Raw genomic sequence first — 26,377 nt, 5'->3', positions numbered from 1 at the left:
AAGTCCCGGAGGGTGACTCGTCATCGACGCGCTTCGGGCAAGCATAGCGCTCACCTAGAATCAGTCGACAAATTGTTGCCAAGTATCTTTTACAGCAGGTCTTTTATCAACAACTCAGCCAGTTGCACGGCGTTGAGCGCCGCGCCTTTGCGTACGTTATCTGACGTCAGCCAAAGATTTAGTTCCGCCGGGTCGTCGACGCCCGTCCGCACGCGGCCTACGTAGACCACGTCCTGCCCCACCGCATCGCCGACCGCGGTCGGATAATCACCGGCCTCGACCAGCTCGATGCCCGGTGCAGCCTCAAGCGCGGCGTTGACCTTTTCCAGGTCAACAGCGCTGCCTGACTGCAAGGTCACGCTAAAGCTATCGCCAAAAAACACCGGGGCTTGAACGCAAGTGGCAGAAATCTTCAATAAAGGTTTCGCCAGGACCTGGCGCAGCTCTCGAACCAATCGTTTTTCCAGCAGCGTGTGGCCCTGCGCATCAGGCGTACCGACTTGTGCCAGCAGGTTGAACGCCATCTGCCGATCAAAGAACGTCGGCTCCAGCGGGCGCATGTTGAGCAGCTCGGCGGTCTGCCGCGCGAGCTCGGTGACTGCCTCGCGGCCTTGTGCCGAAACGGCCAGATTGGCGGTGACGTTGACGTATTGCAGATCGAGCAGATCGAGCAACGGCGCCAGCACCACCGCAAGCGTCGTCGCAGACGGGCTTGGGCTGCTGACCTGGAATGGGCTTTTCAGACTGGCGAGAATATCGGCATTGGCCTCGGGCACCACTTGTGGCGCCTGATCGGTGGGCAAGGCGCCGGACAAGTCGATCAACGAGCAACCGGCAGCATGGGCGCGAGCGGCGTAGCTCAGCGACACAGCAGCGCCGGCGGCGAAGAACACCAGTCTGACCTTGCTGAAATCGAACTCGTCGACCTCGCGCACGCGTACGTTTTTGTTGCGGAAAAGCACCGAGCTGCCGGCCGATTCACTGCTGGCCAGCAGGTGCAGGTTGCCGACCGGGAAGTCGCGTTCTTCGAGAATCTGTACGAGGGTTTCGCCGACAGTACCGGTGGCGCCGATAACGGCGATATCGAAAGTCTGGGTCATGGAGCTACCTCTGGCAAAACGGGGGGAGCGGCACTTTACCGGGTGGGTGGCGCACAGGCAATTTCTGCAGGATTTGCGGCGGCTGGACCGGCCCTTTCGCGAGCAGGCTCGCTCCCACAGGGACCGCATTTCAATGTGGGAGCGAGCCTGCTCGCGAAAAAGGCAGTACAGACACCGGAGAAATCCTTGGCATAAAAAAACCCGCACCTCTCACAAGGCACGGGCTTCTTCAATGCTTCAAGCGATCAACGCTCCAGCAGGATCCGCAGCATGCGGCGCAGCGGTTCGGCCGCGCCCCACAGCAGCTGGTCGCCGACGGTAAAGGCACCGACGAATTGCGAACCCATGTTCAGCTTGCGCAGACGACCGACCGGTACATTCAGGGTGCCGGTGACCTTGGTCGGGCTCAGCTCCTGCATGCTGATCTCGCGGTTGTTCGGTACCAGCTTGACCCAAGGGTTGTGCTGGCTGATCAGCCCTTCGATATCAGCGATCGGTACGTCTTTGTTCAGCTTGATGGTCAGCGCCTGGCTGTGGCAGCGCATGGCGCCGATGCGCACGCAGATGCCGTCGACCGGGATCGGGCTCTTGAAGCGACCGAGAATCTTGTTGGTCTCGGCCTGGGCCTTCCACTCTTCGCGGCTCTGGCCGTTCGGCAGTTCCTTGTCGATCCATGGGATCAGGCTGCCGGCCAGCGGTACGCCGAAGTTTTCGGTCGGGTACGCGTCGCTGCGCATGGCTTCGGCCACGCGACGGTCGATGTCGAGGATCGCGCTGGCCGGGTCGGCCAGTTGATCGGCGACAGCGGCGTGGGTCGCGCCCATCTGCTTGATCAGTTCACGCATGTTCTGCGCGCCGGCACCGGAGGCCGCCTGATAGGTCATGGCGCTCATCCACTCGACCAGACCGGCCTCGAACAGACCGCCCAGACCCATCAGCATCAGGCTGACGGTGCAGTTGCCGCCAATGTAGTTCTTGGTGCCCGCGTCCAGTTGCTGGTCGATGACCTTGCGGTTGACCGGATCGAGAATGATCACCGCGTCATCGTTCATACGCAGGCTCGACGCCGCGTCGATCCAGTAACCCTGCCAGCCGGCTTCGCGCAGCTTGGGAAATACTTCGCTGGTGTAGTCGCCGCCCTGGCAGGTCAGGATCACGTCGAGGGTCTTCAGCTCGTCAATGCTGTAAGCGTCCTTGAGCGGAGCAATGTCCTTGCCCACGGACGGGCCTTGGCCACCGACATTGGACGTGGTGAAAAACACCGGCTCGATAAGATCGAAATCCTGCTCTTCCAGCATCCGCTGCATGAGCACGGAACCGACCATCCCGCGCCAACCGATCAGACCTACACGTTTCATCGCAACTACACCTTCTTGAAAAGTGGGCCGCTGCTTTGTATTGAATTTCGCAGCGGGCCCGAGAGATTACAGATTCCGCAGCGCGGCGACTACTGCGTCGCCCATTTCCTGCGTACCGACTTTGGTACAACCGGCCGAGTGGATGTCGCCGGTGCGCAAGCCCTGATCGAGCACGACACTGACGGCTTTTTCGATGGCATCGGCAGCGTCGTGCAGATTGAAGCTGTAACGCAGCATCATCGATACCGACAGGATCGTCGCCAGCGGGTTGGCAATGCCTTTGCCAGCAATGTCCGGCGCCGAACCATGACAAGGCTCGTACATGCCCTTGTTGTTGGAATCCAGCGAGGCCGACGGCAGCATGCCGATCGAGCCGGTGAGCATCGACGCTTCGTCGGAGAGGATGTCGCCGAACATGTTGTCGGTGACGATCACGTCGAACTGCTTGGGTGCGCGCACCAACTGCATGGCGGCGTTGTCGACGTACATGTGGCTCAGCTCGACCTCCGGGTAATCCTTGGCCACTTGCTCGACCACTTCACGCCACAACTGGCTGGATGCCAGGACGTTGGCCTTGTCCACCGAGCAGAGCTTCTTGCCACGAACCATGGCCATGTCGAAACCGACACGGGCGATGCGGCGGATTTCGCTTTCGCTGTACGGCAGCGTGTCGTAGGACTGACGCTCGCCGTTGTCCAGCGTACGGGTGCCACGCGGCGCGCCGAAGTAAATGCCGCCAGTCAGCTCACGGACAATGAGGATGTCCAGACCGGCAACGATTTCCGGTTTCAGGCTCGACGCTTCGGCCAGTTGCGGATAGAGGATCGCCGGGCGCAGGTTGCCGAACAGGCCCAGTTGCGCGCGGATTTTCAGCAGACCGCGCTCAGGGCGGATGTCACGCTCGATGGTGTCCCATTTCGGGCCACCGACCGCGCCCAGCAGCACGGCGTCGGCAGCGCGGGCGCGATCAAGGGTTTCGTCGGCCAGCGGCACGCCATGCTTGTCGATGGCCGCGCCGCCGATCACGTCGTGGCTCAGCTCGAAGCCCAGGCTGTACTTGTCATTGGCCAATTCCAGCACCTTGACCGCTTCGGCCATGATTTCCGGACCAATACCGTCACCCGGGAGAATCAGAATCTGCTTGCTCATGCTTTCCTCGTGTCTTCAAGCGGTGCGCCAGTGAACGGCGCGCCGGGAAAAATTCCTATCGCTCGGCCATCAGTACGATCACATCGGTACTGAACGAGCCGTCGGCATCTATCTCAAAATACTCACGCACTTCGTTGCCCATCGACTGCTGCAACTGGCGGATCGCCGCGCGCATCACGTCAGGTGTGCGCATGCGCTCGACCCAACTGCTGTACTCCAGACGCAGGCGCTGGCGGGTAGTACTGCGCACATGCAGACCGGCCTCGCTGACCTGGCGCAGCCACTCGGCGGCGGAGTAGTCGCGGACATGGCTGGTGTCGCGCAGCACTTCAACGCTTTGCAGGTAAGTGTCGAACAACGGACTGCCCGGTGACAACACGTCAACGAAAGCCGCCACCCCGCCCGGCTTCAGCACCCGGCGCACTTCGCGCAAGGCCAGACCGAGGTCGCTCCAGTGATGCGCCGAATAGCGGCTGAACACAAAATCGAACTCGCCATCGGCGAACGGCAAGCGCTCGGCAGCACCGTTGACGGTAATGATATTGCTCAAGCCGCGATCGACGGCAGCGCCGGCAACCACATCAAGCATTTGCTGCGACAGGTCGTAAGCCACCACTTCCTTGACCAATGGAGCGACGTGGAAACTGACATGGCCTGCGCCGCAACCCAAGTCCAGCAAACGAGCCTCGCCCTGCCCGGCCAGCTCAGCCTGTAGCAATGCGAATTCGGTGCCTTGAGCGTGCACGGCGCTGCTCAGGTAGGCGGCGGCCTGTTCACCGAATTGCTTTTGTACGACCTGAGTGTGTTGGGCGGTGCTGGTCATGGGGACATCCTGTTCAATTTTGCGTTGCTTTGCAGGGGTCCTATCGCTGGCAAGCCAGCTCCCACAGGTTTTGTGAACTGCGCAAATCCCTGTGGGAGCTGGCTTGCCAGCGATGGGGGTCAGCCCCGACTACATCAATTTCGAATCACACGTCGCGGAACAACCACGGCTGGCTCACGCGATGCTTGGCTTCGAACGTCGCAATAGCATCGCCGTCCTGCAAGGTCAGGCCGATATCGTCCAGACCGTTGAGCAGGCAGTGCTTGCGGAACGCGTCGATCTCGAAGCTGTAGACCTTGCCATCCGGGCGGGTCACGGTCTGCGCCTGCAAGTCGATCTGCAATTGATAACCCGGCTCGGCTTCAACTTGCTTAAACAGTTCATCAACTTCTGCATCGCTGAGAATGATCGGCAGCAGGCCGTTCTTGAAACTGTTGTTGAAGAAGATGTCGGCGTAACTCGGCGCGATGATGCTGCGGAAACCGTACTCTTCCAGCGCCCACGGCGCGTGTTCACGGCTCGAGCCGCAGCCGAAGTTCTCGCGGGCGAGCAATACGCTGGCACCCTGATAACGCTCGGCGTTGAGGACGAAATCCTTGTTCAACGGGCGCTTGGAGTTGTCCTGATACGGCTGGCCGACATCCAGATAACGCCACTCGTCGAACAGGTTCGGACCGAAACCGGTGCGCTTGATCGACTTCAAGAACTGCTTGGGAATGATCTGATCGGTGTCGACGTTGGCACGATCCAGAGGCGCGACAAGACCAGTGTGCTGAGTAAATGCCTTCATCTTTACTGTGCTCCTTGGATCAGTTCACGAACGTCGATGAAACGGCCGTTCACCGCTGCTGCTGCCGCCATGGCCGGGCTGACCAGGTGGGTACGGCCACCGGCGCCCTGACGGCCTTCGAAGTTACGGTTGGAAGTCGAGGCGCAATGCTCGCCGGACTCCAAACGGTCCGGGTTCATCGCCGGGCACATCGAGCAACCCGGCTCGCGCCATTCGAAACCGGCCTCGAGGAAAATCTTGTCCAGCCCTTCGGCTTCAGCCTGCGCCTTGACCAGACCCGAGCCCGGCACGACGATTGCCTGCTTGATGGTCGAGGCGACCTTGCGGCCCTTGGCGATGACCGCAGCGGCGCGCAAGTCTTCGATGCGCGAGTTGGTGCAGGAACCGATGAATACGCGATCAAGCCGAATGTCGGTGATCGCCTGATTGGCGGTCAGACCCATGTATTTCAAGGCGCGAACGATCGAGTCGCGCTTGACCAGATCCATTTCCTTGGCCGGGTCCGGCACATTCTGATCCACGGCCAAGACCATCTCAGGCGAAGTGCCCCAGCTGACTTGCGGCTTGATCTGCGCGGCGTCCAACTCGACCACGGTGTCGAATTTGGCATCGGCGTCGGAGACCAGGTCTTTCCAGGCTTCGACGGCCATGTCCCACTGCTCGCCCTTCGGCGCGAATGGACGACCTTTGACGTAGTCGATGGTCTTCTGATCCGCCGCCACCAGGCCGACGCGGGCGCCGGCTTCGATGGACATGTTGCAGATGGTCATGCGGCCTTCGACGGACAGATCGCGGATCGCGCTGCCGGCAAATTCGATGGCGTGGCCGTTACCGCCGGCGGTGCCGATCTTGCCGATCACCGCAAGGACGATGTCCTTGGCGGTCACGCCGAACGGCAATTGGCCTTCGACGCGCACCAGCATGTTTTTCATTTTCTTGGCGACCAGGCACTGTGTCGCGAGCACGTGCTCGACCTCGGATGTGCCGATACCGTGGGCCAACGCGCCGAATGCGCCATGGGTCGAGGTGTGCGAGTCGCCGCAAACCACGGTCATGCCCGGCAGGGTCGCGCCCTGCTCCGGGCTGATCACGTGAACGATGCCCTGACGGACGTCGTTCATCTTGAATTCGACGATGCCGTATTCATCGCAGTTGTCATCGAGGGTCTGCACCTGCAACCGCGAGACCTGGTCGGCAATGGCTTCGATCCCGCCCTTGCGCTCCGGAGTGGTCGGTACGTTGTGGTCCGGGGTCGCGATGTTGGCATCGATGCGCCAAGGCTTGCGCCCGGCCAGACGCAAGCCTTCGAAAGCTTGCGGCGAAGTCACTTCGTGGATGATGTGACGATCGATGTAGATCAGCGCCGAGCCATCGTCGCGCTGCTTGACCAAATGCGAATCCCAGAGCTTGTCGTAGAGCGTTTTGCCGGCCATCAGACGGTTCCTCATCAGCTTGTTTCTATGCCCCGGGCTCATCAATAACCCTTTGGCTTGTGAGGCCGATCCTATGGGGTTAGATTAAATAACTCAAATTCATATTTTTTATGCTTTGGATAACCAACTGGAATGCGACATGGATCTGGCTAACCTGAATGCTTTTATTGCCATCGCCGAGACCGGCAGCTTCTCCGGCGCCGGCGAACGCCTTCATCTGACACAACCGGCGATCAGCAAGCGCATCGCCGGGCTTGAGCAGCAATTGAAAGTGCGCCTGTTTGATCGACTAGGTCGCGAAGTCGGTCTGACCGAGGCGGGTCGCGCCCTGCTGCCAAGGGCCTATCAGATTCTCAATGTGCTCGACGACACCCGCCGCGCCCTGACCAACCTGACCGGTGAAGTCAGCGGCCGCCTTACGCTGGCCACCAGTCACCACATCGGCCTGCACCGCTTGCCGCCTCTATTAAGGGAGTTCACCCGCCGCTACCCACAGGTTGCGCTGGATATTCAGTTCCTTGATTCGGAAGTGGCCTACGAGGAAATTCTCCACGGCCGCGCAGAACTGGCGGTCATCACCCTCGCGCCAGAGCCGCACACCCTGGTCAAAGCCACGCCGGTGTGGGACGACCCGCTGGATTTCGTCGTCGCCCCGGAGCATTCGCTGATCAACAACGGCGCCGTCAGTCTGGCGGACATCGCCGGTCATCCGGCGGTTTTCCCCGGCGGCAACACGTTTACCCACCACATCGTCCAGCGTTTGTTCGAAGCCCAGGGCCTGACGCCGAACATCGCCATGAGCACCAACTATCTGGAAACCATCAAGATGATGGTCTCCATTGGCCTGGCCTGGAGCGTGCTGCCGCGCACGATGCTCGACGAACAAGTGGCAAGCATCGCATTGCCGGGCATACAGCTCACTCGCCAGCTAGGCTATATCTTGCACACCGAACGGACGCTATCGAATGCAGCACGCGCCTTCATGGCCCTGCTGGATGCACAAATCGATCGGCCAGGGATCCCGGCCTGACTTGTGCTACTCCTATAGAGCCGCTCCTGTGCCTAACGCCACTCAGCTCAAGGCCCGCTGACAATGCCGAAATCTGTTGACCGAACTCCGCCAATGCCGCGAATCCAGGCTGTCGATCCGCGCCATTCCGAGCAGAGCTGGGAAAGCGCGCCGCAATTGCTCGCCGCGCTCAACGGCGCGCGGCTCGGTGCCTGGTATTGGGACATCGAGCGCGGGCAAATCAGCTGGTCGCGGGGCACTCAGGCATTGTTCGGTTTCGATCCACGGCAGCCATTACCCGCCGATTTGGAATACCTCGACCTGTTGCCGCCGGAAGACCGTGCGAAAACCGTGCGTGCTTTCCACGCGGTGATCGCCGGCGCCCCTCTGGAGCAGGCGATGCATCACCGCATTCGCTGGCCCGACGGCAGCCTGCACTGGCTGGAGATCAGCGGCAGCCTGCTGCCAGACAAGAACGGCCGGCCCCGAATGATCGGGGTGATTCGCGAAATCACCCACCAACGCCAGCGCGAGCAGGCCCTGAGCAGCTCGGAGAAACGTTTCGCGACACTTTTCCACCTGTGCCCGAACATGGTTCTGCTGACCCGTCAGGATGACGGTCTGATCAGCGAGGCCAACCAGTATTTCGAAAGCCTGTTCGGCTGGCCGGTGCAAAGCGCAATCGGCCGCACCACCCTGGAACTGGGCCTGTGGGTGCATCCCGAGCAACGCGCCGAACTGGTGAAGAAAACCAAAGCCAAGGGCGAGCTGATCAGCATGGAAGTGCAGTTTCGCGCCAGCAATGGCCAAGTGCACGACGGCATCCTCAGCGCGCAGAAGGTCGAGCTCGAAGGTCAGCCCTATCTGCTCAGCACGTTCCTCGACACCACCGAACGCAAAGCCGCCGAACTGGCCTTGAAGGACAGCCAGGAACGCCTCGACCTGGCGCTGGACTCGGCGCAACTCGGCACCTGGGACTGGCACATCCCCAGCGGCATGCTCTACGGATCGGCGCGCGCTGCGCAATTGCACGGGCTGGAGCCGATTCCATTCCATGAATCATTCGAGGAGTTTTTCGAAGGCGTGCCGGGCGAGGAACGCGACAGCATGCGCGACGCCTACCGCAGCCTGCGCGAAGGCCCCGCCGGCAATTATCAACTGACCTATCGCGTGCAATTGCCCGACGGCAGCTCGCGCTATCTGGAAAGCCGCGCGCGTCTCTATCGCGACGACAACGGCGCGCCGCTGCGCATGGCCGGCACGTTGCTGGACATCACCGATCAGGTCGAGCGCGAGCAGCGGCTGGTAGCCTCGGAAGAGAAATTCGCCACGCTGTTTCAGGTCAGCCCCGATCCGATCTGCGTGACGCGCCAGGAAACCGGGGAATTCATCGAAATCAATTCGAGCTTCAGCCAGACCTTTGGCTGGAGCGCCGCCGATGTGATTGGCCACACCGCCGAGGAAATCGGTCTGTGGGACGCCTCGGCGAAAAGCCTGCAACGCATCGAACGGGTGATTCGCGAACAAGGCCTGAGCAACGTGGCCATTCTCGTCCAGCACAAGGACGGCCAGTCGCTGACCTGCGTGATTTCCAGCCGGCAGATCAGCGTCGGCGATCAGCCGTGCATCGTCACCACCCTGCGCGACATTACTCAGCAACAACGCTCGGAAGCAGCGCTGAAGGCTAGCGAAGAAAAGTTCGCCAAGGCGTTTCACTCAAGTCCAGACGCGATCACCATCACCGAACGCGACACCGGGCGTTATCTGGAGGTCAACGACGGTTTCTGTCGCCTCACCGGTTACCGCGCCGACGAAGTAGTGGGCAAAACCGTTTATCAGGTGGGGATCTGGGCCGAAGAGAAACAGCGCTCGACCTTACTCGCCGAGTTACAGATCAAGGGCCGCGTGCATCATCAGGAAATGCTCGGGCGCAACAAGCGCGGCGAATTGCTCACGGTGGAAGTCTCGGTCGAGCCGATCACCCTCAATGAAACCGCGTGCCTGCTGCTGACCGCGCGCGATGTCAGCCTGTTGAAGAACGCCGAAGCGCAGATTCGTCACCTGGCCTATCACGACCCGCTGACCAACCTGCCCAACCGCGCCCTGCTGATGGATCGCCTGAGTCAGCAGATCGCCCTGCTCAAGCGCCACAATCTGCGCGGCGCCTTGCTGTTTCTCGACCTCGACCACTTCAAGCACATCAACGATTCCCTCGGTCACCCGGTCGGCGACACCGTGCTGAAAATCATCACCGCGCGGCTCGAAGCCAGCGTGCGCATGGAAGACACGGTAGCGCGCCTCGGTGGCGATGAGTTCGTGGTGTTGCTCAGCGGCCTCGAAGGTTCGCGCAGTGAAGTCAGCGAACAAGTGCGCGCGCTGGCCGACACCATTCGCGAATTACTTTCGGAGCCGATGTTCCTCGATGGCCAGCGCCTGCAAGTGACGCCGAGCATTGGCGTGGCGCTGATTCCCGATCACGGCTCGACCCCGACCGACCTGCTCAAACGCGCCGACATCGCCCTGTACCGGGCCAAGGATTCCGGGCGCAACACCACGCAGATGTATCACAACACCATGCAGAAAGCGGCCAGCGAACGCCTGCGCATGGAGACCGACCTGCGTCTTGCGCTGTCGCGCGGCGAGTTCAACGTGCATTTTCAGCCACAGGTCGATGCCCGCGACAACCGCATCATCGGCGCCGAAGCCCTGGTGCGCTGGAACCATCCTGAACTTGGCGCGCAATCGCCTACCGAGTTCATCAAGGTGCTGGAAGATAGCGGCCTGATTCTCGAAGTCGGCACCTGGATCCTCGATGAAGCCTGCAACGCGTTCAAACAATTGATCGCACTGAAACTCGTCGACCCGCTGAATTTCAGCCTGTGCGTGAACATCAGCCCTCGGCAGTTCCGCCAGAACGATTTCGTCGAACGCATCGAACACAGCATGACCAGCCACGGCCTGCCCTGCTCTCTGCTGAAACTGGAAATCACCGAAGGCATCGTCATTCAGAATCTGGAAGACACCATCAGCAAAATGCGTCGTCTGAAAAAGCTCGGCGTGAGCTTCGCCATGGACGATTTCGGCACCGGTTATTCGTCGCTGACTTATTTGAAGCGTCTGCCGGTAGACACCCTGAAGATCGACCAGTCGTTCATCCGCGATGCGACCACTGACTCCAATGTTGCCGAGATCATTCGCGCGATTGTCGCGATGGCGCGCAGCTTGGAATTGGAAGTGATTGCCGAAGGAGTGGAGACGCCAGCACAGCTGGCGTTTTTGCAGGGGCTGGAATGCCATTTGTATCAGGGCTATCTGCACAGCCGACCGGTGGGGTTGGAGGATCTGAAAAAACTGCTGCCCTGAATCGGCGGTCGCACAGACTGGCAACAGAGCAACAATTGCCACGGTTTGCGTCAGCCTGTAGGGTCGCGTTTTTTGCGCCGCTTCGAGATCAACCATGCAGGATGCATCCCTTCCCCGCCCGGCCCTGCTGGGCATCGACCTTGGCACCACCAACAGCCTGATCGCCGTCTGGCGTGAAGGCCGCGCCGAACTGATCCGCAACGCCCTCGGCGATGTGCTGACACCGTCGGTGGTCAGCCTTGATGAAGACGACACGATTCTGGTCGGCAAAGCCGCCCGCGCCCGCCTGACCACGCACCCGGAACGCACTGCCGCCGCGTTCAAGCGTTTCATGGGCAGCGACAGGCAAATCCAGCTCGGCTCTCGCCAGTTCAGCCCGGAAGAGTTGTCGGCGCTGGTACTTGGCTCACTCAAGCAGGACGCGGAGGCCTTTCTCGGCCAAGCGGTCACAGAAGCGGTCATTTCGGTACCGGCATATTTCAGTGACGAGCAGCGCAAGCGCACCTTGTTCGCCGCCGAACTGGCCGGGCTGTCCGTGACGCGCCTGATCAATGAACCGACCGCTGCCGCCATGGCGTACGGCCTGCACGAACAGAAGTTCGAACGCACGCTGATATTCGATCTCGGCGGCGGCACGTTCGACGTCACCGTGCTCGAATACGCATTGCCGCTGATCGAAGTGCACGCCTCCACTGGCGACAACTTTCTTGGCGGCGAAGACTTCACCGCAGCCCTGTTGCAGGCCTGCCTGAAAAATTGGCAACTCACCCCCTCAACGATCGATGCACAAGCCATGGCCAGCCTCGGTGATGCCCTCGAACAGCTGAAATGCAAACTCGGCGAAGGCGCACAGCAGTTGAGCTGGCGGCATGCCGAGCAGACATTCGAATGGGAACTGGATGAAGCCGCTGCAGTGAAAATATGGGAGCCGTTGCTGGCCCGCTTGCGCGCGCCAATCGAACAGGCTCTGCGCGATGCCCGACTGAAACCGCGCGACCTCGACAGCCTGGTGCTGGTCGGTGGCGCCACGCGCATGCCGGCGGTACAGCAAATGGTCGCCACGTTGTTTGGACGCCTGCCTTATCGGCATCTTGATCCAGACACTATCGTGGCGCTGGGGGCGGCGACGCAGGCGGCATGCAAGGCGCGGGACGGTGCGGTCGAGGAATTGATTCTGACGGATGTCTGTCCGTATACGCTGGGGATTTCGACCAATCGTGGCGAAGGCGTCAGTGGCGCGTTCTCGCCGATCATCGAGCGCAACACCATCATCCCGACCTCAAGGGTGGAGCGTTACCACACGACATCTCCACGACAGGAAGTCATCCGTATTGCGGTCTATCAGGGCGAACGTCCGTGGGTACGCGACAACATTTTTATCGATGCTTTCGATGTCACGCTGACGCCGAGCGATGATATCCAGGCGCTGGATGTGCGGTTCAGTTATGACATCAACGGTTTGCTCGAAGTTGACGTCACCCTGCCAAGGACGGGCGAACGCCACAGCCACAGCATTGACCGCAGCCCGACCGGACTCGATGCGCAATCGCGGCAAACCAGTCATGAACGCTTGAGTACGCTGAAAATTCACCCCCGCGACACTCTGCCCAATCGAACCCTGCTGGCTCGACTGGAACGGGCGTGGACGCAAAGTCTGGGCGAAGAACGCCAGCGGATTGCCGACTGGCTGGACAGTTTCACCACGGTGCTGGGCGACCAGCGATCGGAAGAAATCGCCAGCCACCGCTCACAACTCAACAAGGTTCTGGATGAGTTACGCCTCTAGCCGATAAGTCGCCGTAAGGTCGCCTGCAAACCACCGGACAAGGTATCTTCACCGCCACTGTCCGGTGGCACGCCATAACGATTGGGCAGCTTCTCTCCGGGAAAACCGAACAGTATCAGCGGCAGAAACGGCAATACCGGCGACAGCATTACCAAAATCAGCAACATCGGAATGCCCCGCCCCATGTCATGCAAACGGCGCAGGACCGCACCGAGCAGAAACGCCAGGCCCAGTAGCAACACGACGATGCCGGATACGGGCGTACCGCTGAGCAACGCCGCCACGGGCGTCACCAGCAACGCGCCAATGACCTGCCAGATAAACGCCCCGCGCCCCAGCCGGGTACCCAGGCTCCAGAACGCAGCGGCGGGGGTTGGACGGGTCGTTGCCTTGGCTAACAGCAAACGCTCAGACCACGACAGCAATGCACTGAATGCGAAGCGCAAACCGAGTCCATTTTCCGAGTCATCCTTGGCCCGCTGCATGCGTAACAGAACCTTCTGCCTTGGCAAGCCCAGATTGCCAAAACGCACCAGATCCTTCAGCACATCCAGCGCCAGGTAAAAGGCGTCGCTGACACCCTCCTCCGCGAGAGCCTCACGGGGCGGGTGAACAGGCTCACCCTTGATCAGACTGTGACGGAAGCCGTCGAACCAGTCCTGTGGATTGACCACCTCGGTGATACTTTCCAGCAGGTATTTACGCTGTTGCGCAGTGAGCAACGGATCGTGGTAAAGGACTCCACCCAAGAGCATGCGCCCGAGCAAATCTTCGTTGAAGCTGGCGATGTCGCTGCGCATGCACTCGAACAAACGGTCATTACCCAACAGCCGAGTGCTATCGAGCGCCTCATGCACACTGAACAACTTGCGCGCGAGCAGCGAGTGCACCGGATCCGCCGCTTGCAGCCAGCCGAGCAGGCCACTGGCGCTGCCCTGCTCGCGACTCAGGCGACAGAGCAGCGGCTGCAAACGGGCCAAGGGGTGTTCACGCGCAATGCTCATGGCGTCGACGCAGTGTCCCGATTGCGCGCCCAGCCAACGCGTCGGATCGTCGAGGGTGGCCAGCAGGTAAATCGCCTGACGATGCCATTCCCAGACATCAGAGTAGCTATCGACCGCCGGAAGCAGCATGCCTTGCGCGGCCAGTTGCGCTTGCAACTTGAGCCCCGCAAGCCGTTCGTCACGCTTGTCGAGACTGAACGCTTCGGCAAGCCGCGCCAGCGATCGGGCGTCGTAAGCACGCAAACGGCGCATCCACAGCAGACTGAGCTCAAGCGGTTCGCCCTTTTCCAGCGCCGACGGCAGTGTCGATGCCGAGTCGCTGGCCAGAAACGCTTCCAGGGCCTGAGGAATCGGCGCTCGGGTCAACCAGCAGATCTGCTGCCCGGCCTGATACTGCAAGCCTTCCAGCACCAGTTGATCGAGCACATCCCCCGGCTCGGATGCCTGCATGATGCGTCGCAGCAATGGCACATCACCACGGTGCAAAGCCCAGGCATGCTGGTAGAGCGTTTGCAACGGACGGTCATCACTGTCAATGATCAGCGCCGCCAACAACGGCAACTCGTCACCACTGACACGCCATTCGACAAATGCACCGGCAATGTCCTGCAACTCGAGCTGCTTGGCCCTGAACCAACGCCCGAGTGTTTCCGGGCGCTGTGATGGACTGCCGTACTCTTGAGTGACATCACCTAGATCCTCGGACCAGTCGCGGAAGTTTTCCAGACGATCAAAGGCCTGAATCAGCAGCGGCAGGCGCTGAGGCTGATGTCGCGCGCACAACGCCAGTAACCACGTCGCCGCTTTCGGATGCTGATGTTCGCGCCAGAGCCGCACCCATGCCTGCAGTGCCAACTCTTCCATTCCCAGCGCACTGCGCTGACAGGCCAACAGATACAGCCAGTCGACATCTTCAGGCGCAAGCCGATGCTGCTCGCTGATAATGTCGAGAAAGTCTTTGTTGGCGATATCAGCCTGACTGAACTGTATGGCCAGGCGTTGCAATAACCCGTCATCAGCAGGCAGGGGGATGCAAGTGTGCAGGCCGGCGAAATGACGGTAGTCGTCGAGCGACGCCTCTCGGTTCAGGTGATTCAGGGTTCGCACATACCAGAGAGTTTCCAACTGCGCGACAGCGGGCCAATGGCTCATCAACGAGGTGTCGAACGGATCCGCCGCGCTGATCCGCTGCAAAAACTCGTCGACATGCCGTGCGTTGTCGAAATCCAGATCCAGCATGCGGCTCGCCCAGCCCAGGCGCTGGGCCAACAAACGGGCGCAGACATGGGAAATCGGGCCGGCGTCGAGCAATTCGCGCAGCAATGGCCAGCAAACTTCGTCCAGCACCTCCAGCGGCAGGCGGTCCAGCTCAAGGTTGAATGCCTGCCAGGCCACCGGTTGGAAGCGACGCGCTGGATCAAGCAGCAATGCTTCAAAGTCGGCCATCGTCTGATCGGCAGGACTGATCTCATCGGCAACCGGTTGATCCGGCTCCCCGGCTTCCTCGCGGGCAAAGCGTAATGCCAGCTCATAAGCCTCACGCAGCGCCTGAAAACCTTCCGGATCGGTTTCCGGATGGTGCTGCGGCAAGCGTGCGCGATAGGCGCCGCGAATGACGTCGTTGTCTTTGGTGGGCTCGATACCCAAGCGAATCCAGCAGCTCATGACCAGTCGAACTCCCCTAGCGAATCAGGCCGCTCGGGTGGATACAAGGGCATGTCCCAAGGCAATTGTGCGAACAGCGCGCGCGCATCACGATCAAGCTTTCTGATGACCACGGTGGTGCCTATGTAATCGCCTTGCCGGTCATATTCGTGCTCCAGCTCTTCATCCTTGTTGCCCAGGCAATGCCAGAAGGCTTTGCCGAAGACAAAGCCGTTAAGGTAGCTCGTCCAACTGTCGTAGTAGTAGCGCGCGCGTGCCGCCATGCGACCATGCAGCCAAAGGCTTTCGGTGAGATCAATCCAGCCGTGCAGCACTGCAGAACGCAGCAGAAAACCCATGCGACCAAGGTCCCAGGCACGGATGCCACCTGAACCGCACTCGCCAAATGTGCGACTGGCGAATTCGTAGAAAGCTCGCTGGCGAGTGTCGAGTGTTGCGAGCAAGGCCTGCCATTCGGACGGCAGACACCTCTGCCACTGCCGATAGGCTTCGTTCAACTGCGTAGCGTGGCCGTCATCGGCAGTACGCAGCATGTCCAACAGCTGTTCGCGCGTAGTGATGCCCCAACCACCTTCGACATCGACATGTTTGAGGTCAAAGCAATAGGTGGGTGCGGTGTAATCGGCGTCGGGATTGAGGGCGACCAAAGGCGCAGAAAGCGCGTATAGCCAGCGCTGTTCCATTTCGTCCATGAACAAAGGCTCCGGGGCCAGCGGGAATTAAGGGGGGGCTGGCCTTGATGGCGCGGATTGTAAAGAGCCACAAAGCCAGCAGCAAACGTTGCGTCGGCTTTCTTTGCGCGCACAAAAAAGGCCCCGACGTATCGGGGCCTTTCGTTCAGCGGCTTATCGCCGATTCGGGCGATTGTGTGTCAGCACATGAATCAATGCTGCAATGCCGGCTGCTGCGCTCCATTGATCGGGATGCGCTTGGCTTTCGCTTCTTCCGGGATCACACGGAGCAGGTCGATGCTCAGCAGGCCGTTGCGCAGCGCAGCGTCCTTGATCTCGATGTGATCGGCCAGACGGAACGACAGCTTGAAGGCTCGCTGAGCGATGCCTTGATGCAAGAACGTGACGCTTTCGTCAGTGTCACGCTTGCCGCCACTGATGGTCAGCACACCCTTCTCCACTTGCAGGTCCAGGTCTTCTTCCTGGAAACCGGCGGCCGCGACGACGATACGGTATTGGTCATCACCGTGTTTTTCGACGTTGTAGGGTGGATAGCTGCTGCCAGGCTCGTTACGCAGGGCGGTTTCGAACAGGTCGTTGAAACGGTCGAAACCTACCGAGGAACGGAACAGTGGCGCGAGAGAAAATGCAGTACTCATGATTCAAATCTCCTGAAAACAATCAGCAAGGTTTTGTGTCTCCGCGACCCGAATTCGGCATCGCGTAACCCTTAGATAGGGACCGCTGTTTTGATTTCAAGAGAATATTTTGAGATTTTTTATGCGGCTTCGACGAGCGGCAATCCGAGCAAGCGCGAGACTTGATCCGGCTCGGTTTCGCGACGCAGAACAGTGAAAAGCTCGGCGGCTTCCGGGTAGTTGCGCGTCAACATGGCCAGCCATTGCTTGAGGCGACCGGGCGATTGGCGTGCGGTCATCTGCGCCTTGGCCTGCAGCCAGAAGTCCTGAATCAGCGGCATCAGCTCGGCCCAGGTCATCTCGACGACCTCGTCGCCAGTGCGCGCCGCAGCGATCTGCCGAGCGAGATCCGGGCGGGAGACCAGCCCCCGACCGAGCATGATGTCTTCGACGCCGCTGATTTCGCGGCAACGGCGCCAGTCTTCGACGCTCCAGATGTCTCCGTTGGCGAAGACCGGGACCTTGACCACATCCTGCACACGCGGGATCCACTCCCAATGCGCCGGCGGTTTGTAGCCGTCCAGTTTCGTCCGCGCATGTACGACGATGTGCTCTGCCCCGCCTTCGGCCAGTGCCGTGGCGCAGACCAGCGAGCCGTCAGGACTGTCGAAACCCAGGCGCATTTTCGCGGTGACCGGGATGTGCGCCGGTACGGCGCGACGGACATGCTCGACGATCTGGTTGAGCAGCTCCGGCTCCTTGAGCAGCACGGCGCCGCCACGGGATTTGTTGACGGTCTTGGCCGGGCAGCCGAAGTTGAGGTCGATCACTTCCGAGCCAAGCTCGCAGGCCAACGCGGCGTTCTCCGCCAGGCACACCGGATCGGACCCGAGCAATTGCACGCGCAGCGGCACGCCGGACGCGGTGCGAGCGCCGTTGAGCAGCTCGGGGCCGAACTTGTGGAAATAGGCCGGCGTGAGCAACTGGTCGTTGACCCGAATGAACTCGGTCACGCACCAATCGATGCCGCCAACGCGGGTCAACACGTCGCGCAGGATGTCGTCGACCAACCCTTCCATGGGCGCCAGAGCAATTTGCATGGGGAAACACTACTTGAAGAAAAAACGTGCGGCAGTTTACTGGATATCGCACAAATCCGCAGAACTACACATATCTCTGTGGGAGTGAGCCTGCTCGCGAAGGCGGTCTGTCAGTTGACGCATGCGTAACTCACGCGATGCTTTCGCGAGCAGGCTCGCTCCCACAGGGTGAGATTCACATGGCTTCTGCAATCTGGATCGCCGGGCCATAGCCTTCGATAAATTCCGCCGGCATACGCTTGGGCTTGCCGGTCGACAGTTCGATGCACACAAATGTGGTCTGCGCGCGCAACAGGGTGGCGTTGTCGCTGGGGCGTTTGAGCTGGAAATGCCGGGTCATTTTCAGGCGCTGATCCCAATCGACGATCCAGGTCGCCAGTTGCAGTTCATCGCCTTCATAGGCGGCGGCCAGATAATCGATTTCGTGGCGGACAACGGCCATTGCTCGGTCCAGACGCCGGTATTCGACCAGGTCCAGGCCGAGGCGCTGCGAATGGCGCCAGGCGCAGCGCTCGAGCCAGGTGACGTACACCGCGTTATTGGCGTGCCCGAGCCCGTCGATGTCTTCGGCGCCTACTTGCAGATCAATGGTAAACGGCGTTGCCCGATCCCAGCCCATGCCCCACTCCCGGTCAAAGTATTCAACCGAGGCAGTGTAACGGAGCTCAGGCCGATTGGCGCGCCTGAAGACTGCGACCGGCGAGCAGTGATAACACGCCATCAATCACTCGAGGGTCGGCCAGCACGCGTTGATGGCCGCCGCTTTCCAGGCGCAGCAGGCGGCTGTCGAACCAGGCTTCGTGAATCAATTGCGATTCTTTGACCGAGACAAAATTGTCGTCCTCGGCATGGACGATCAGGCCGGGCATATCCAGTTGATAGTGGGCCACGTCCAGCGTCGCGGCGCGCATGCCGACGTCCTGCTCGACCTGACGAATGAACGCCGAACGCGCGCGCGGCGGCATGCCGACCATGCGCGCGAAACCGCGCAGCACGCCGAGAATCCGCGACGGTGCGGCGATGCTGACAAGGGTTTCGGTGCGCAGCCCCAACTGCACGGCGAGCATCGCGCTGGCGCCGCCCATGGAATGCCCGATAACCGCTTGCAGCGGCGGCAATTCGGCAGCGGCTTCAAGCATGGCGCGGGCGAACAGCACTACATTGGCTTCTCGCCCAGGGGAGCGACCGTGTGCCGGGCCATCGAGCGCGACGACGGTATAGCCGGCATCAACCAAAGCGTTTATCAGCGAAGCGAATTGCGTTGGCCGCCCTTCCCAACCATGCATCAGCAACACTGTAGGACCTTGGCCCCAACGCAGCGCCGACAGACCGAAGCGCAATGTGATGCGTTCGGAGCTGGCCAACAGCGGCAGCTCCCAATCGCGCAGCGGTAGCGCGCGGGGCGTCATGAACGCCAGACGCATTTTGCTTGCCACCAGTTTCGGTGCAAACCAGCCCAAGGTACCGTTAACGCCACGAACCCACTTCAACGCGTTCATCGCACTCTCCTCAGGCTTGTTGCCTTCAGGTCAACGCACCGCCGACTTGGCAGCGCGCAGCAATCGATCGGATAAATCTCCCGGACCCAGCGCTCTGGCCAAGGCCAGACCACCGACCATCAACGCGACATCGGCCAAAGCCTTGTCGGTGTCTTCAGGGCTGGCCGCCAGTTGCGCGACCATCAATTCCAAATGCTCGTTCAGCGCAATGCGGAACGACTCCGGCAAACGCCCCAGCTCCCCAATCGAGGCCGGGATCGGGCATGCGGCCTCGCTGGAATCCCGGTGTTTGCGTGACAGGTAGAACGCAGCCACCAAAGCGCGACGCTCTTCGCCGGTCAGATCGGCGTCCATATCGGCAATCAGGTCGCGACGGCGGCCCAGCAGCTGTTTGAACGCCTCGAGCATCATCGCGTCCTTGCTTTCGAAGTGCGCATAGAAGCCGCCGACAGTCAGCCCGGCGGCGCCCATCACTTCACCCACGCTCGGGTCTGCCGGGCCGCGTTGAATCAATGCGGCGCTGGCAGCCTTGAGGATGCGTTCGCGGGTTTGAGCTTTTTTATCGTTCATCGTTGCCTCCGAATATTACGACTAGAATATTATTCGCATAATAATATTCCGCAAGTCATGAATATGACCGCTGGTCTGAAGCACAGTGTAAGGAAAAAGGAGAGTTGGCCAAACGCCAGACAAACAAAAGGGCCATTCAATAATTGAATGACCCTTATAAAATCCCGCAGAGCGGGTAATCGTGGCGTCCCCTAGGGGACTCGAACCCCTGTTACCGCCGTGAAAGGGCGGTGTCCTAGGCCACTAGACGAAGGGGACACAAACCCTTCTATACAACTGATCAGTGCTGAGAGCTGATCGATTCAAGGCCGGTGTGGCCAGACCTTGAACTGTAAAATTGGTGGAGCTAAGCGGGATCGAACCGCTGACCTCCTGCATGCCATGCAGGCGCTCTCCCAGCTGAGCTATAGCCCCGGATTTTTCGCCTCGCGGCGGAGTGATCTCTTGCAACATCACTTCTGTAAAACTGGCGTCCCCTAGGGGACTCGAACCCCTGTTACCGCCGTGAAAGGGCGGTGTCCTAGGCCACTAGACGAAGGGGACGCAAACCCTTCTATACAACTGATCAACGCTGAGTGTTGATCGCTTCAAGGCCGGTGTGGCCAGACCTCGAAGTGTAAATTGGTGGAGCTAGACGGGATCGAACCGTCGACCTCTTGCATGCCATGCAAGCGCTCTCCCAGCTGAGCTATAGCCCCTCATCGCTGAGGACGGGGCGAATCTTAAGGGCGTATCGAAAGCCTGTCAAACTTATTTTTGAAAAATTTCAAAATTTTTTGCCGGGATAACAATCACTTACCGCCCTCCCCCGTAAATTCGGGAGAAACGCCGAAGGCAGGATCAAAAGATCGCAGCCTTCGGCAGTCCTGCAAAGAAGCAAAAGCAATCAGGCGATGGCGCCCAAGAGCTTTTCCCATTCCTTGTTTTCTTTCTTCGACACGCCGCCCAGCAGGTCAATCGCCTGGCGCAGACGGAAACGGGTGAGATCCGGGCCGAGGATTTCCATCGCATCGAGCACCGACACCGAACTCGCCTGCCCGGTGATCGCAGCAAACATCAACGGCATCGCATCGCGCAGTTTCAGCTCGAGGGATTCGACCACCGCCTGGATCGTCGCGGTGATGCTGTCCTTCTCCCACTGCCGCAGACTTTCCAGTTTCCACAGGATCAACTGCATCAACTGGCGAACCTGATCGCCGGAGAGCTTTTTCGACTCGAAGAGCTTGGCATCCGGATTCACGCCGCCGGCAAAGAAGAACCCCGCCAGCGGTGCGACCTGGCTGAACGTTTCAACCCGGCCCTGCACGTGCGGCGCGATCTTCATCATGTAGTCGGAATTGAACGCCCACTTCTGCACGCGCGCGGCAAACTCTTCCACCGGCAGATCGCGCAGCCACTGGCCGTTGAGCCACGACAGCTTCTCGATATCGAAAATCGGCCCACCGAGGGAAACGCGCTTGAGGTCGAAGTTGTCGACCATTTCCTGCAGCGAGAACTTCTCGCGCTCGTCCGGCATCGACCAGCCCATGCGCCCGAGGTAGTTGAGCATCGCTTCCGGCATGAAGCCCATGCGCTCGTAGAAGGTCACCGAGGTCGGGTTCTTGCGCTTGGACAGCTTGCTCTTGTCCGGGTTACGCAGCAGCGGCATGTAGCACAGCTCCGGCTGTTCCCAGCCGAAGTATTCGTACAGCAAAATCAGTTTCGGTGCCGATGGCAGCCATTCTTCGCCACGCAGCACGTGGGTGATGCCCATCAGGTGATCGTCGACCACGTTGGCGAGGAAGTACGTCGGCAGGCCGTCGGTCTTCATCAGCACCTGCATGTCCATGCGATCCCACGGGATCTCGACGTCGCCACGCAGCATGTCCGGCACCACGCAGACGCCTTCATTCGGCACCTTCATGCGGATCACGTGCGGTTCGCCAGCAGCCAGGCGCGCCGCGACTTCTTCCTTCGACAGCAGCAGCGCGCGGCCGTCGTAGCGCGGAGTTTCGCCACGAGCCATTTGCTCGGCGCGCATCTGATCGAGTTCTTCAGCAGTGCAGAAGCACGGGAACGCATGCCCCATGTCGACCAGTTGCTGGCAGTACTTCTGGTAGATGTCGCCGCGCTCGCTCTGCCGATACGGGCCGTGCGGGCCGCCGACATCCGGACCTTCGCTCCAGTCGATGCCGAGCCAGCGCAGGGCGTCGAAGATCTGCTGTTCGGACTCGCGGGTCGAACGCAACTGATCGGTGTCTTCGATGCGCAGGATGAACTCACCGCCATGCTGCTTGGCAAAGCAGTAGTTGAACAATGCGATGTAAGCGGTACCTACGTGGGGGTCCCCGGTAGGCGATGGCGCGATGCGAGTGCGGACGGTGGTCATGGCTTGTCTCGAAAAAATGAAGAGCAGAACAATCAAGCGGCGAATGGTAACAGGCGACACCCGCCCCGCTCCAGCGGGCAGGGTATTTAAGCCAGATGCCCTAAGCCCTTCGGATGGTGTGAAGGCCATTCGCGAGCAGGCTCGCTCTTACAGAGATACACAATGATCGTTCCCACGCTCTGCGTGGAAAGCATCCTGTGACGCTCTGCGTCACGCGAGCGATGGGACGCAGAGCGTCCCGGGCGGCATTCCCACGCAGAGCGTGGGAACGATCCCTTAAACCGTAAGCAATCGTTCGCGCAGTTTGGCAATCTCGTCACGCATCTGCGCCGCCGCTTCAAACTCCAGATCCCGCGCCAGTTGGTACATCTTCTCTTCCAGCGCGCGGATGCGCTTGGTGATTTCGCTTGGCGAGCGCAACTCGGCTTCGTACTTGGCGTTCTCTTCGGCGGCCTTGGCCATGCCTTTGCGCTTCTTGCTGCGCGAGCCCGGTACGGTGGCGCCTTCCATGATGTCGGCGACGTCCTTGATCACACCTTTCGGGGTGATGCCGTTCTCAAGGTTGAAAGCGATCTGCTTCTCGCGACGGCGCTCGGTCTCACCAATCGCCCGCTCCATCGAACCGGTCATGCGATCGGCGTAGAGAATCGCCCGGCCATTGAGGTTACGCGCCGCGCGACCGATGGTCTGGATCAGCGAGCGCTCGGAACGCAGGAAGCCTTCCTTGTCAGCATCGAGAATCGCCACCAGCGACACTTCCGGCATGTCGAGGCCTTCACGCAGCAGGTTGATCCCGACCAGCACATCGAACACGCCGAGGCGCAAATCGCGGATGATCTCGACGCGCTCGACGGTATCGATGTCCGAGTGCAGATAACGCACGCGCACGCCGTGGTCGGCGAGGTAATCGGTCAGGTCTTCGGCCATGCGCTTGGTCAGCGTGGTGACCAGCACACGTTCTTCGATCGCCACGCGCTTGGTGATTTCCGAGAGCAAGTCATCGACCTGAGTCAGCGCCGGCCGCACTTCAACCTGCGGGTCGACCAGGCCGGTCGGCCGCACCACTTGTTCGACCACGCGCCCGGCGTGCTCGGCTTCATAGTTGCCGGGCGTCGCCGAAACGAAAATGGTCTGCGGGCTGACCCCTTCCCACTCGTCGAAACGCATTGGCCGGTTGTCCAGCGCCGAAGGCAGGCGGAAGCCGTACTCAACGAGGGTTTCCTTGCGCGAACGGTCGCCCTTATACATCGCGCCGACCTGCGGCACGCTGACGTGGGATTCGTCGATCACCAGCAAGGCGTCGGCAGGCAGATAGTCGTAAAGCGTGGGTGGCGCCGCGCCGGATGGACGCCCGGAAAGGTAGCGCGAGTAGTTTTCGATGCCGTTGCAGTAACCCAGTTCGAGGATCATCTCGAGGTCGAAACGGGTGCGCTGCTCCAGGCGCTGGGCCTCCACCAGTTTGTTGTTACTGCGCAGGTATTCGAGGCGCTCCTGCAATTCGACCTTGATGCCTTCGATGGCGTCGAGCAGGGTTTCCCGAGGCGTCACGTAGTGGCTCTTCGGATAGAAAGTGAAGCGCGGCATCTTGCGGATGACTTCGCCGGTCAGCGGATCAAACGCGGAAATGCTCTCGACCTCGTCGTCGAAAAGCTCAATGCGGATCGCTTCCAGATCGGATTCCGCCGGGAAGATATCGATCACATCACCGCGCACGCGGAACGTCGCCCGGGCAAAATCCATGTCGTTGCGGGTGTATTGCAGGTCAGCCAAGCGCCGCAGAAGCGCGCGCTGATCGAGCTTGTCGCCGCGATCCACGTGCAAGACCATTTTCAGATAGGTTTCCGGGCTGCCCAGACCATAGATGCACGACACCGTGGTGACGATGATCGCGTCCTTGCGCTCCAGCAACGCTTTCGTCGCGGACAGTCGCATCTGCTCGATGTGGTCGTTGATCGACGCGTCCTTCTCGATGAAGGTGTCGGACGACGGCACATAGGCTTCGGGCTGGTAGTAGTCGTAATAGGAAACGAAGTATTCAACGGCGTTGTTCGGGAAGAACGCCTTGAACTCACCGTACAACTGCGCGGCCAGGGTCTTGTTCGGCGCCAGAACCAGCGTCGGACGCTGTACCTGGGAGATGACGTTGGCGATGCTGAAGGTCTTGCCCGAGCCGGTCACACCGAGCAATGTCTGGTGCGCCAGTCCGGCGTCAATGCCCTCAACCAACTGGCGAATGGCTTCCGGCTGATCGCCGGCAGGCTCGAAGCGGGTGACTAGCTGGAATTCCGACATACACACCTCTGGATTCGCGGCGCTCCGCGTCAGACGGAGCACCACGAGGACGACCGCAAACGACCGATGTCGCGCAAGAAAAAACCTGGATTGTGCTGAATGTGGTGGCGATTGCCTGACCTTTCAAGGCAAACGTCCTACATCCGGTAAAGAGTCTGACAAAGTCAATCGACTAACGGTCCAGAAATAATCGGAAAAACTTACCCCAAAAGCCGATTCGCCTGTCGCCATTGCGCGGTGATGGCCTCTATACTAGCTCCCCGTTTGTGCACCGCTCTAGTGCATTCGGCTGGAGCGCTACACGTCCCTCCACTCTCCATTCAGAGCCGCCGTAATAATGAGCCTGTTCTCCGCTGTCGAAATGGCACCCCGCGATCCAATCCTGGGCCTCAACGAAGCATTCAACGCCGATACCCGGACCACCAAGGTCAACCTGGGCGTAGGCGTGTACTGCAACGAAGAGGGGCGAATTCCACTGCTGCGCGCGGTGATCGAAGCCGAGACGATTCGCGTCGCGCAACACGCTTCGCGCGGTTACCTGCCGATCGATGGCATCGCTGCCTACGACCAGGCCGTGCAGAAACTGCTGTTCGGCAACGACTCGCCGCTGATCAGCGCCGGTCGCGTCATCACTACTCAGGCCGTCGGCGGGACCGGCGCACTGAAAATCGGTGCCGACTTCCTCAAGCAACTGCTGCCAAACGCTGTCGTGGCGATCAGCGACCCGAGCTGGGAAAACCACCGCGCGCTGTTCGAGACCGCTGGTTTCCCGGTGCAGAACTACCGTTACTACGACGCTGCCACCCATGACGTGAACCGTGCCGGCATGCTCGACGACCTCAACGCCCTGCCGAACGGCTCGATCGTTGTCCTGCATGCTTGCTGCCACAACCCGACCGGCGTCGACCTGACCCCGGCGGACTGGAACAAGGTGCTGGAAGTGGTCAAGGCCAAAGGTCACGTGCCGTTCCTCGACATGGCTTACCAGGGTTTCGGCGACGGCATCGATGAAGACGCCGCCGCTGTGCGCCTGTTCGCTGAATCCGGCCTGACCTTCTTCGTCTCGAGCTCGTTCTCCAAATCGTTCTCGCTGTACGGCGAGCGCGTTGGCGCACTGTCGATCATCAGCGAATCGAAAGAAGAAAGCGCGCGCGTGCTGTCGCAGGTCAAGCGCGTGATCCGCACCAACTACTCCAACCCGCCGACCCATGGCGCCAGCATTGTTGCTGCGGTGCTGAACAGCCCGGAACTGCGCGCACAGTGGGAAGCCGAGCTGGCCGAGATGCGCCTGCGCATTCGCGGCATGCGCGAGCAGATGGTTGCCCTGCTGGCGGAAAAAGCCCCGGGCCGCGATTTCAGCTTCGTCGGTCGTCAGCGCGGCATGTTCTCCTACTCCGGCCTGACCACTGAACAAGTGCATCGCCTGCGCAACGAGTTCGGCATCTACGCCCTGGACACCGGCCGCATCTGCGTGGCTGCCTTGAACCAGAGCAACATCAAGGCTGTGACGGACGCGATCGTTCAGGTCATCTGATTTCGGCGAGTGATGAAAAAACGGGAAGCCTTGAACGGCTTCCCGTTTTTATTTGTCCCTGGAACCGCCGTGCAACCTCTAGACTGCACACAATTCAAAGTGCAGGAGCTGACGAGTGCAACGAGGCTGCGATCTTTTGATCTTGTTTCCAAGATCAAGATCAAAAGATCGCAGCGTTCCGCAGCTCCGGTTTTGTGTACACCCGAGATTTTTGAAGAGAACCCA

The 26,377-nt window shown here is 60.3% G+C and carries 19 protein-coding genes and 4 tRNA genes; 4 read left to right on the top strand and 19 right to left on the bottom strand.

The window, feature by feature from the left end; genetic code table 11:
* Positions 1–89 precede the first annotated feature (89 nt).
* From AB4O12_RS03905 to leuC, 6 genes are all read right to left on the bottom strand, one after another.
* A complete protein-coding gene (locus AB4O12_RS03905) occupies positions 90–1,100 on the bottom strand; it encodes an aspartate-semialdehyde dehydrogenase (protein WP_150635754.1) in 1,011 nt (336 codons plus the stop codon).
* Between the two features lie 245 nt (positions 1,101–1,345).
* Positions 1,346–2,458, bottom strand: coding sequence for an aspartate-semialdehyde dehydrogenase (asd, locus tag AB4O12_RS03900; protein WP_016773934.1), 1,113 nt, complete (start codon positions 2,456–2,458; stop codon positions 1,346–1,348).
* Between the two features lie 66 nt (positions 2,459–2,524).
* Positions 2,525–3,607, bottom strand: a complete 1,083-nt coding sequence (leuB, locus tag AB4O12_RS03895) for a 3-isopropylmalate dehydrogenase (protein ID WP_460060382.1) — start codon at positions 3,605–3,607, stop codon at positions 2,525–2,527.
* 55 nt (positions 3,608–3,662) lie between these two features.
* Complete coding sequence (locus AB4O12_RS03890) at positions 3,663–4,430, bottom strand: class I SAM-dependent methyltransferase (protein WP_406228713.1); 768 nt, start codon at positions 4,428–4,430, stop codon at positions 3,663–3,665.
* 145 nt (positions 4,431–4,575) lie between these two features.
* Positions 4,576–5,220 carry a 3-isopropylmalate dehydratase small subunit gene (gene leuD, locus AB4O12_RS03885; RefSeq protein WP_056784378.1) on the bottom strand — a complete coding sequence of 215 codons (645 nt, stop codon included), beginning with the start codon at positions 5,218–5,220 and terminating at the stop codon, positions 4,576–4,578.
* Between the two features lie 2 nt (positions 5,221–5,222).
* Positions 5,223–6,653 (bottom strand): 3-isopropylmalate dehydratase large subunit, encoded by a 1,431-nt coding sequence (gene leuC, locus AB4O12_RS03880; RefSeq protein WP_460060381.1) that lies wholly within the window; start codon positions 6,651–6,653, stop codon positions 5,223–5,225.
* Positions 6,654–6,792: 139 nt separating this feature from the next.
* Between leuC and AB4O12_RS03875 the strand changes: the two genes are divergently transcribed.
* The 3 genes from AB4O12_RS03875 to AB4O12_RS03865 all read left to right on the top strand — a co-directional run bounded on the left by AB4O12_RS03875 (position 6,793) and on the right by AB4O12_RS03865 (position 12,811).
* A complete protein-coding gene (locus tag AB4O12_RS03875) occupies positions 6,793–7,683 on the top strand; it encodes a LysR family transcriptional regulator (protein ID WP_024012384.1) in 891 nt (296 codons plus the stop codon).
* 63 nt (positions 7,684–7,746) lie between these two features.
* Positions 7,747–11,025 (top strand): PAS domain S-box protein, encoded by a 3,279-nt coding sequence (locus AB4O12_RS03870; protein ID WP_024012383.1) that lies wholly within the window; start codon positions 7,747–7,749, stop codon positions 11,023–11,025.
* 94 nt (positions 11,026–11,119) lie between these two features.
* Positions 11,120–12,811, top strand: coding sequence for an Hsp70 family protein (locus AB4O12_RS03865; RefSeq protein ID WP_460060380.1), 1,692 nt, complete (start codon positions 11,120–11,122; stop codon positions 12,809–12,811).
* On the opposite strand, the gene AB4O12_RS03860 is transcribed toward AB4O12_RS03865, so the two are convergent.
* The 13 genes from AB4O12_RS03860 to uvrB all read right to left on the bottom strand — a co-directional run bounded on the left by AB4O12_RS03860 (position 12,808) and on the right by uvrB (position 24,618).
* Positions 12,808–15,480, bottom strand: a complete 2,673-nt coding sequence (locus AB4O12_RS03860; protein ID WP_460060379.1) for a DUF805 domain-containing protein — start codon at positions 15,478–15,480, stop codon at positions 12,808–12,810. The two genes, AB4O12_RS03865 and AB4O12_RS03860, sit on opposite strands and share 4 nt — an antisense overlap.
* Positions 15,477–16,172 (bottom strand): DUF1266 domain-containing protein, encoded by a 696-nt coding sequence (locus tag AB4O12_RS03855; RefSeq protein WP_056784370.1) that lies wholly within the window; start codon positions 16,170–16,172, stop codon positions 15,477–15,479. Before AB4O12_RS03855 ends, AB4O12_RS03860 begins: the two co-directional genes overlap by 4 nt.
* Before the next feature lie 191 nt (positions 16,173–16,363).
* Complete coding sequence (locus AB4O12_RS03850) at positions 16,364–16,810, bottom strand: Hsp20 family protein (protein ID WP_016773925.1); 447 nt, start codon at positions 16,808–16,810, stop codon at positions 16,364–16,366.
* Between the two features lie 119 nt (positions 16,811–16,929).
* Positions 16,930–17,889, bottom strand: coding sequence for a tRNA dihydrouridine synthase (locus tag AB4O12_RS03845; RefSeq protein WP_252887646.1), 960 nt, complete (start codon positions 17,887–17,889; stop codon positions 16,930–16,932).
* Between the two features lie 175 nt (positions 17,890–18,064).
* Positions 18,065–18,508: an acyl-CoA thioesterase gene (locus tag AB4O12_RS03840; protein WP_016773923.1), complete on the bottom strand. Its 444-nt coding sequence runs from the start codon at positions 18,506–18,508 to the stop codon at positions 18,065–18,067.
* 46 nt (positions 18,509–18,554) lie between these two features.
* Positions 18,555–19,388, bottom strand: a complete 834-nt coding sequence (locus tag AB4O12_RS03835) for an alpha/beta fold hydrolase (RefSeq protein ID WP_016773922.1) — start codon at positions 19,386–19,388, stop codon at positions 18,555–18,557.
* Positions 19,389–19,418: 30 nt separating this feature from the next.
* A complete protein-coding gene (locus AB4O12_RS03830) occupies positions 19,419–19,958 on the bottom strand; it encodes a TetR/AcrR family transcriptional regulator (protein ID WP_041478525.1) in 540 nt (179 codons plus the stop codon).
* 182 nt (positions 19,959–20,140) lie between these two features.
* Positions 20,141–20,216, bottom strand: a tRNA-Glu gene (locus tag AB4O12_RS03825).
* Between the two features lie 80 nt (positions 20,217–20,296).
* Positions 20,297–20,372 (bottom strand) — tRNA-Ala (locus AB4O12_RS03820).
* A gap of 53 nt (positions 20,373–20,425) precedes the next feature.
* Positions 20,426–20,501: transfer RNA gene (locus AB4O12_RS03815), tRNA-Glu, on the bottom strand.
* A 79-nt stretch (positions 20,502–20,580) separates the two neighbouring features.
* Positions 20,581–20,656 (bottom strand) — tRNA-Ala (locus AB4O12_RS03810).
* 188 nt (positions 20,657–20,844) lie between these two features.
* A complete protein-coding gene (gltX, locus tag AB4O12_RS03805) occupies positions 20,845–22,326 on the bottom strand; it encodes a glutamate--tRNA ligase (protein ID WP_095180271.1) in 1,482 nt (493 codons plus the stop codon).
* A 276-nt stretch (positions 22,327–22,602) separates the two neighbouring features.
* Positions 22,603–24,618 carry an excinuclease ABC subunit UvrB gene (gene uvrB, locus AB4O12_RS03800; protein WP_016773919.1) on the bottom strand — a complete coding sequence of 672 codons (2,016 nt, stop codon included), beginning with the start codon at positions 24,616–24,618 and terminating at the stop codon, positions 22,603–22,605.
* Positions 24,619–24,955: 337 nt separating this feature from the next.
* On the opposite strand from uvrB, the gene AB4O12_RS03795 reads away from it, so the two are divergent.
* A complete protein-coding gene (locus AB4O12_RS03795) occupies positions 24,956–26,152 on the top strand; it encodes an amino acid aminotransferase (RefSeq protein ID WP_016773918.1) in 1,197 nt (398 codons plus the stop codon).
* Positions 26,153–26,377 lie beyond the last annotated feature (225 nt).

Source organism: Pseudomonas sp. S2_A05, assembly GCF_054668485.1.
The sequence above is the reverse complement of the archived record's forward strand: the minus strand, read 5'-3'. Positions and strand labels throughout refer to the sequence as shown.

What these genes read in the sequence shown, in the direction of transcription:
- uvrB (WP_016773919.1), bottom strand. Translation starts at nt 24,618, where the DNA reads ATGTCGGAATTCCAGCTAGTCACCCGCTTCGAGCCTGCCGGCGATCAG.
- AB4O12_RS03875 (WP_024012384.1), top strand. Translation starts at nt 6,793, where the DNA reads ATGGATCTGGCTAACCTGAATGCTTTTATTGCCATCGCCGAGACCGGC.
- leuD (WP_056784378.1), bottom strand. Translation starts at nt 5,220, where the DNA reads ATGAAGGCATTTACTCAGCACACTGGTCTTGTCGCGCCTCTGGATCGT.
- AB4O12_RS03840 (WP_016773923.1), bottom strand. Translation starts at nt 18,508, where the DNA reads ATGGGCTGGGATCGGGCAACGCCGTTTACCATTGATCTGCAAGTAGGC.
- gltX (WP_095180271.1), bottom strand. Translation starts at nt 22,326, where the DNA reads ATGACCACCGTCCGCACTCGCATCGCGCCATCGCCTACCGGGGACCCC.
- AB4O12_RS03865 (WP_460060380.1), top strand. Translation starts at nt 11,120, where the DNA reads ATGCAGGATGCATCCCTTCCCCGCCCGGCCCTGCTGGGCATCGACCTT.
- asd (WP_016773934.1), bottom strand. Translation starts at nt 2,458, where the DNA reads ATGAAACGTGTAGGTCTGATCGGTTGGCGCGGGATGGTCGGTTCCGTG.
- AB4O12_RS03870 (WP_024012383.1), top strand. Translation starts at nt 7,747, where the DNA reads ATGCCGAAATCTGTTGACCGAACTCCGCCAATGCCGCGAATCCAGGCT.
- AB4O12_RS03795 (WP_016773918.1), top strand. Translation starts at nt 24,956, where the DNA reads ATGAGCCTGTTCTCCGCTGTCGAAATGGCACCCCGCGATCCAATCCTG.
- AB4O12_RS03835 (WP_016773922.1), bottom strand. Translation starts at nt 19,388, where the DNA reads ATGAACGCGTTGAAGTGGGTTCGTGGCGTTAACGGTACCTTGGGCTGG.
- AB4O12_RS03890 (WP_406228713.1), bottom strand. Translation starts at nt 4,430, where the DNA reads ATGACCAGCACCGCCCAACACACTCAGGTCGTACAAAAGCAATTCGGT.
- AB4O12_RS03830 (WP_041478525.1), bottom strand. Translation starts at nt 19,958, where the DNA reads ATGAACGATAAAAAAGCTCAAACCCGCGAACGCATCCTCAAGGCTGCC.
- AB4O12_RS03905 (WP_150635754.1), bottom strand. Translation starts at nt 1,100, where the DNA reads ATGACCCAGACTTTCGATATCGCCGTTATCGGCGCCACCGGTACTGTC.
- AB4O12_RS03860 (WP_460060379.1), bottom strand. Translation starts at nt 15,480, where the DNA reads ATGAGCTGCTGGATTCGCTTGGGTATCGAGCCCACCAAAGACAACGAC.
- leuC (WP_460060381.1), bottom strand. Translation starts at nt 6,653, where the DNA reads ATGGCCGGCAAAACGCTCTACGACAAGCTCTGGGATTCGCATTTGGTC.
- leuB (WP_460060382.1), bottom strand. Translation starts at nt 3,607, where the DNA reads ATGAGCAAGCAGATTCTGATTCTCCCGGGTGACGGTATTGGTCCGGAA.
- AB4O12_RS03850 (WP_016773925.1), bottom strand. Translation starts at nt 16,810, where the DNA reads ATGAGTACTGCATTTTCTCTCGCGCCACTGTTCCGTTCCTCGGTAGGT.
- AB4O12_RS03855 (WP_056784370.1), bottom strand. Translation starts at nt 16,172, where the DNA reads ATGGACGAAATGGAACAGCGCTGGCTATACGCGCTTTCTGCGCCTTTG.
- AB4O12_RS03845 (WP_252887646.1), bottom strand. Translation starts at nt 17,889, where the DNA reads ATGCAAATTGCTCTGGCGCCCATGGAAGGGTTGGTCGACGACATCCTG.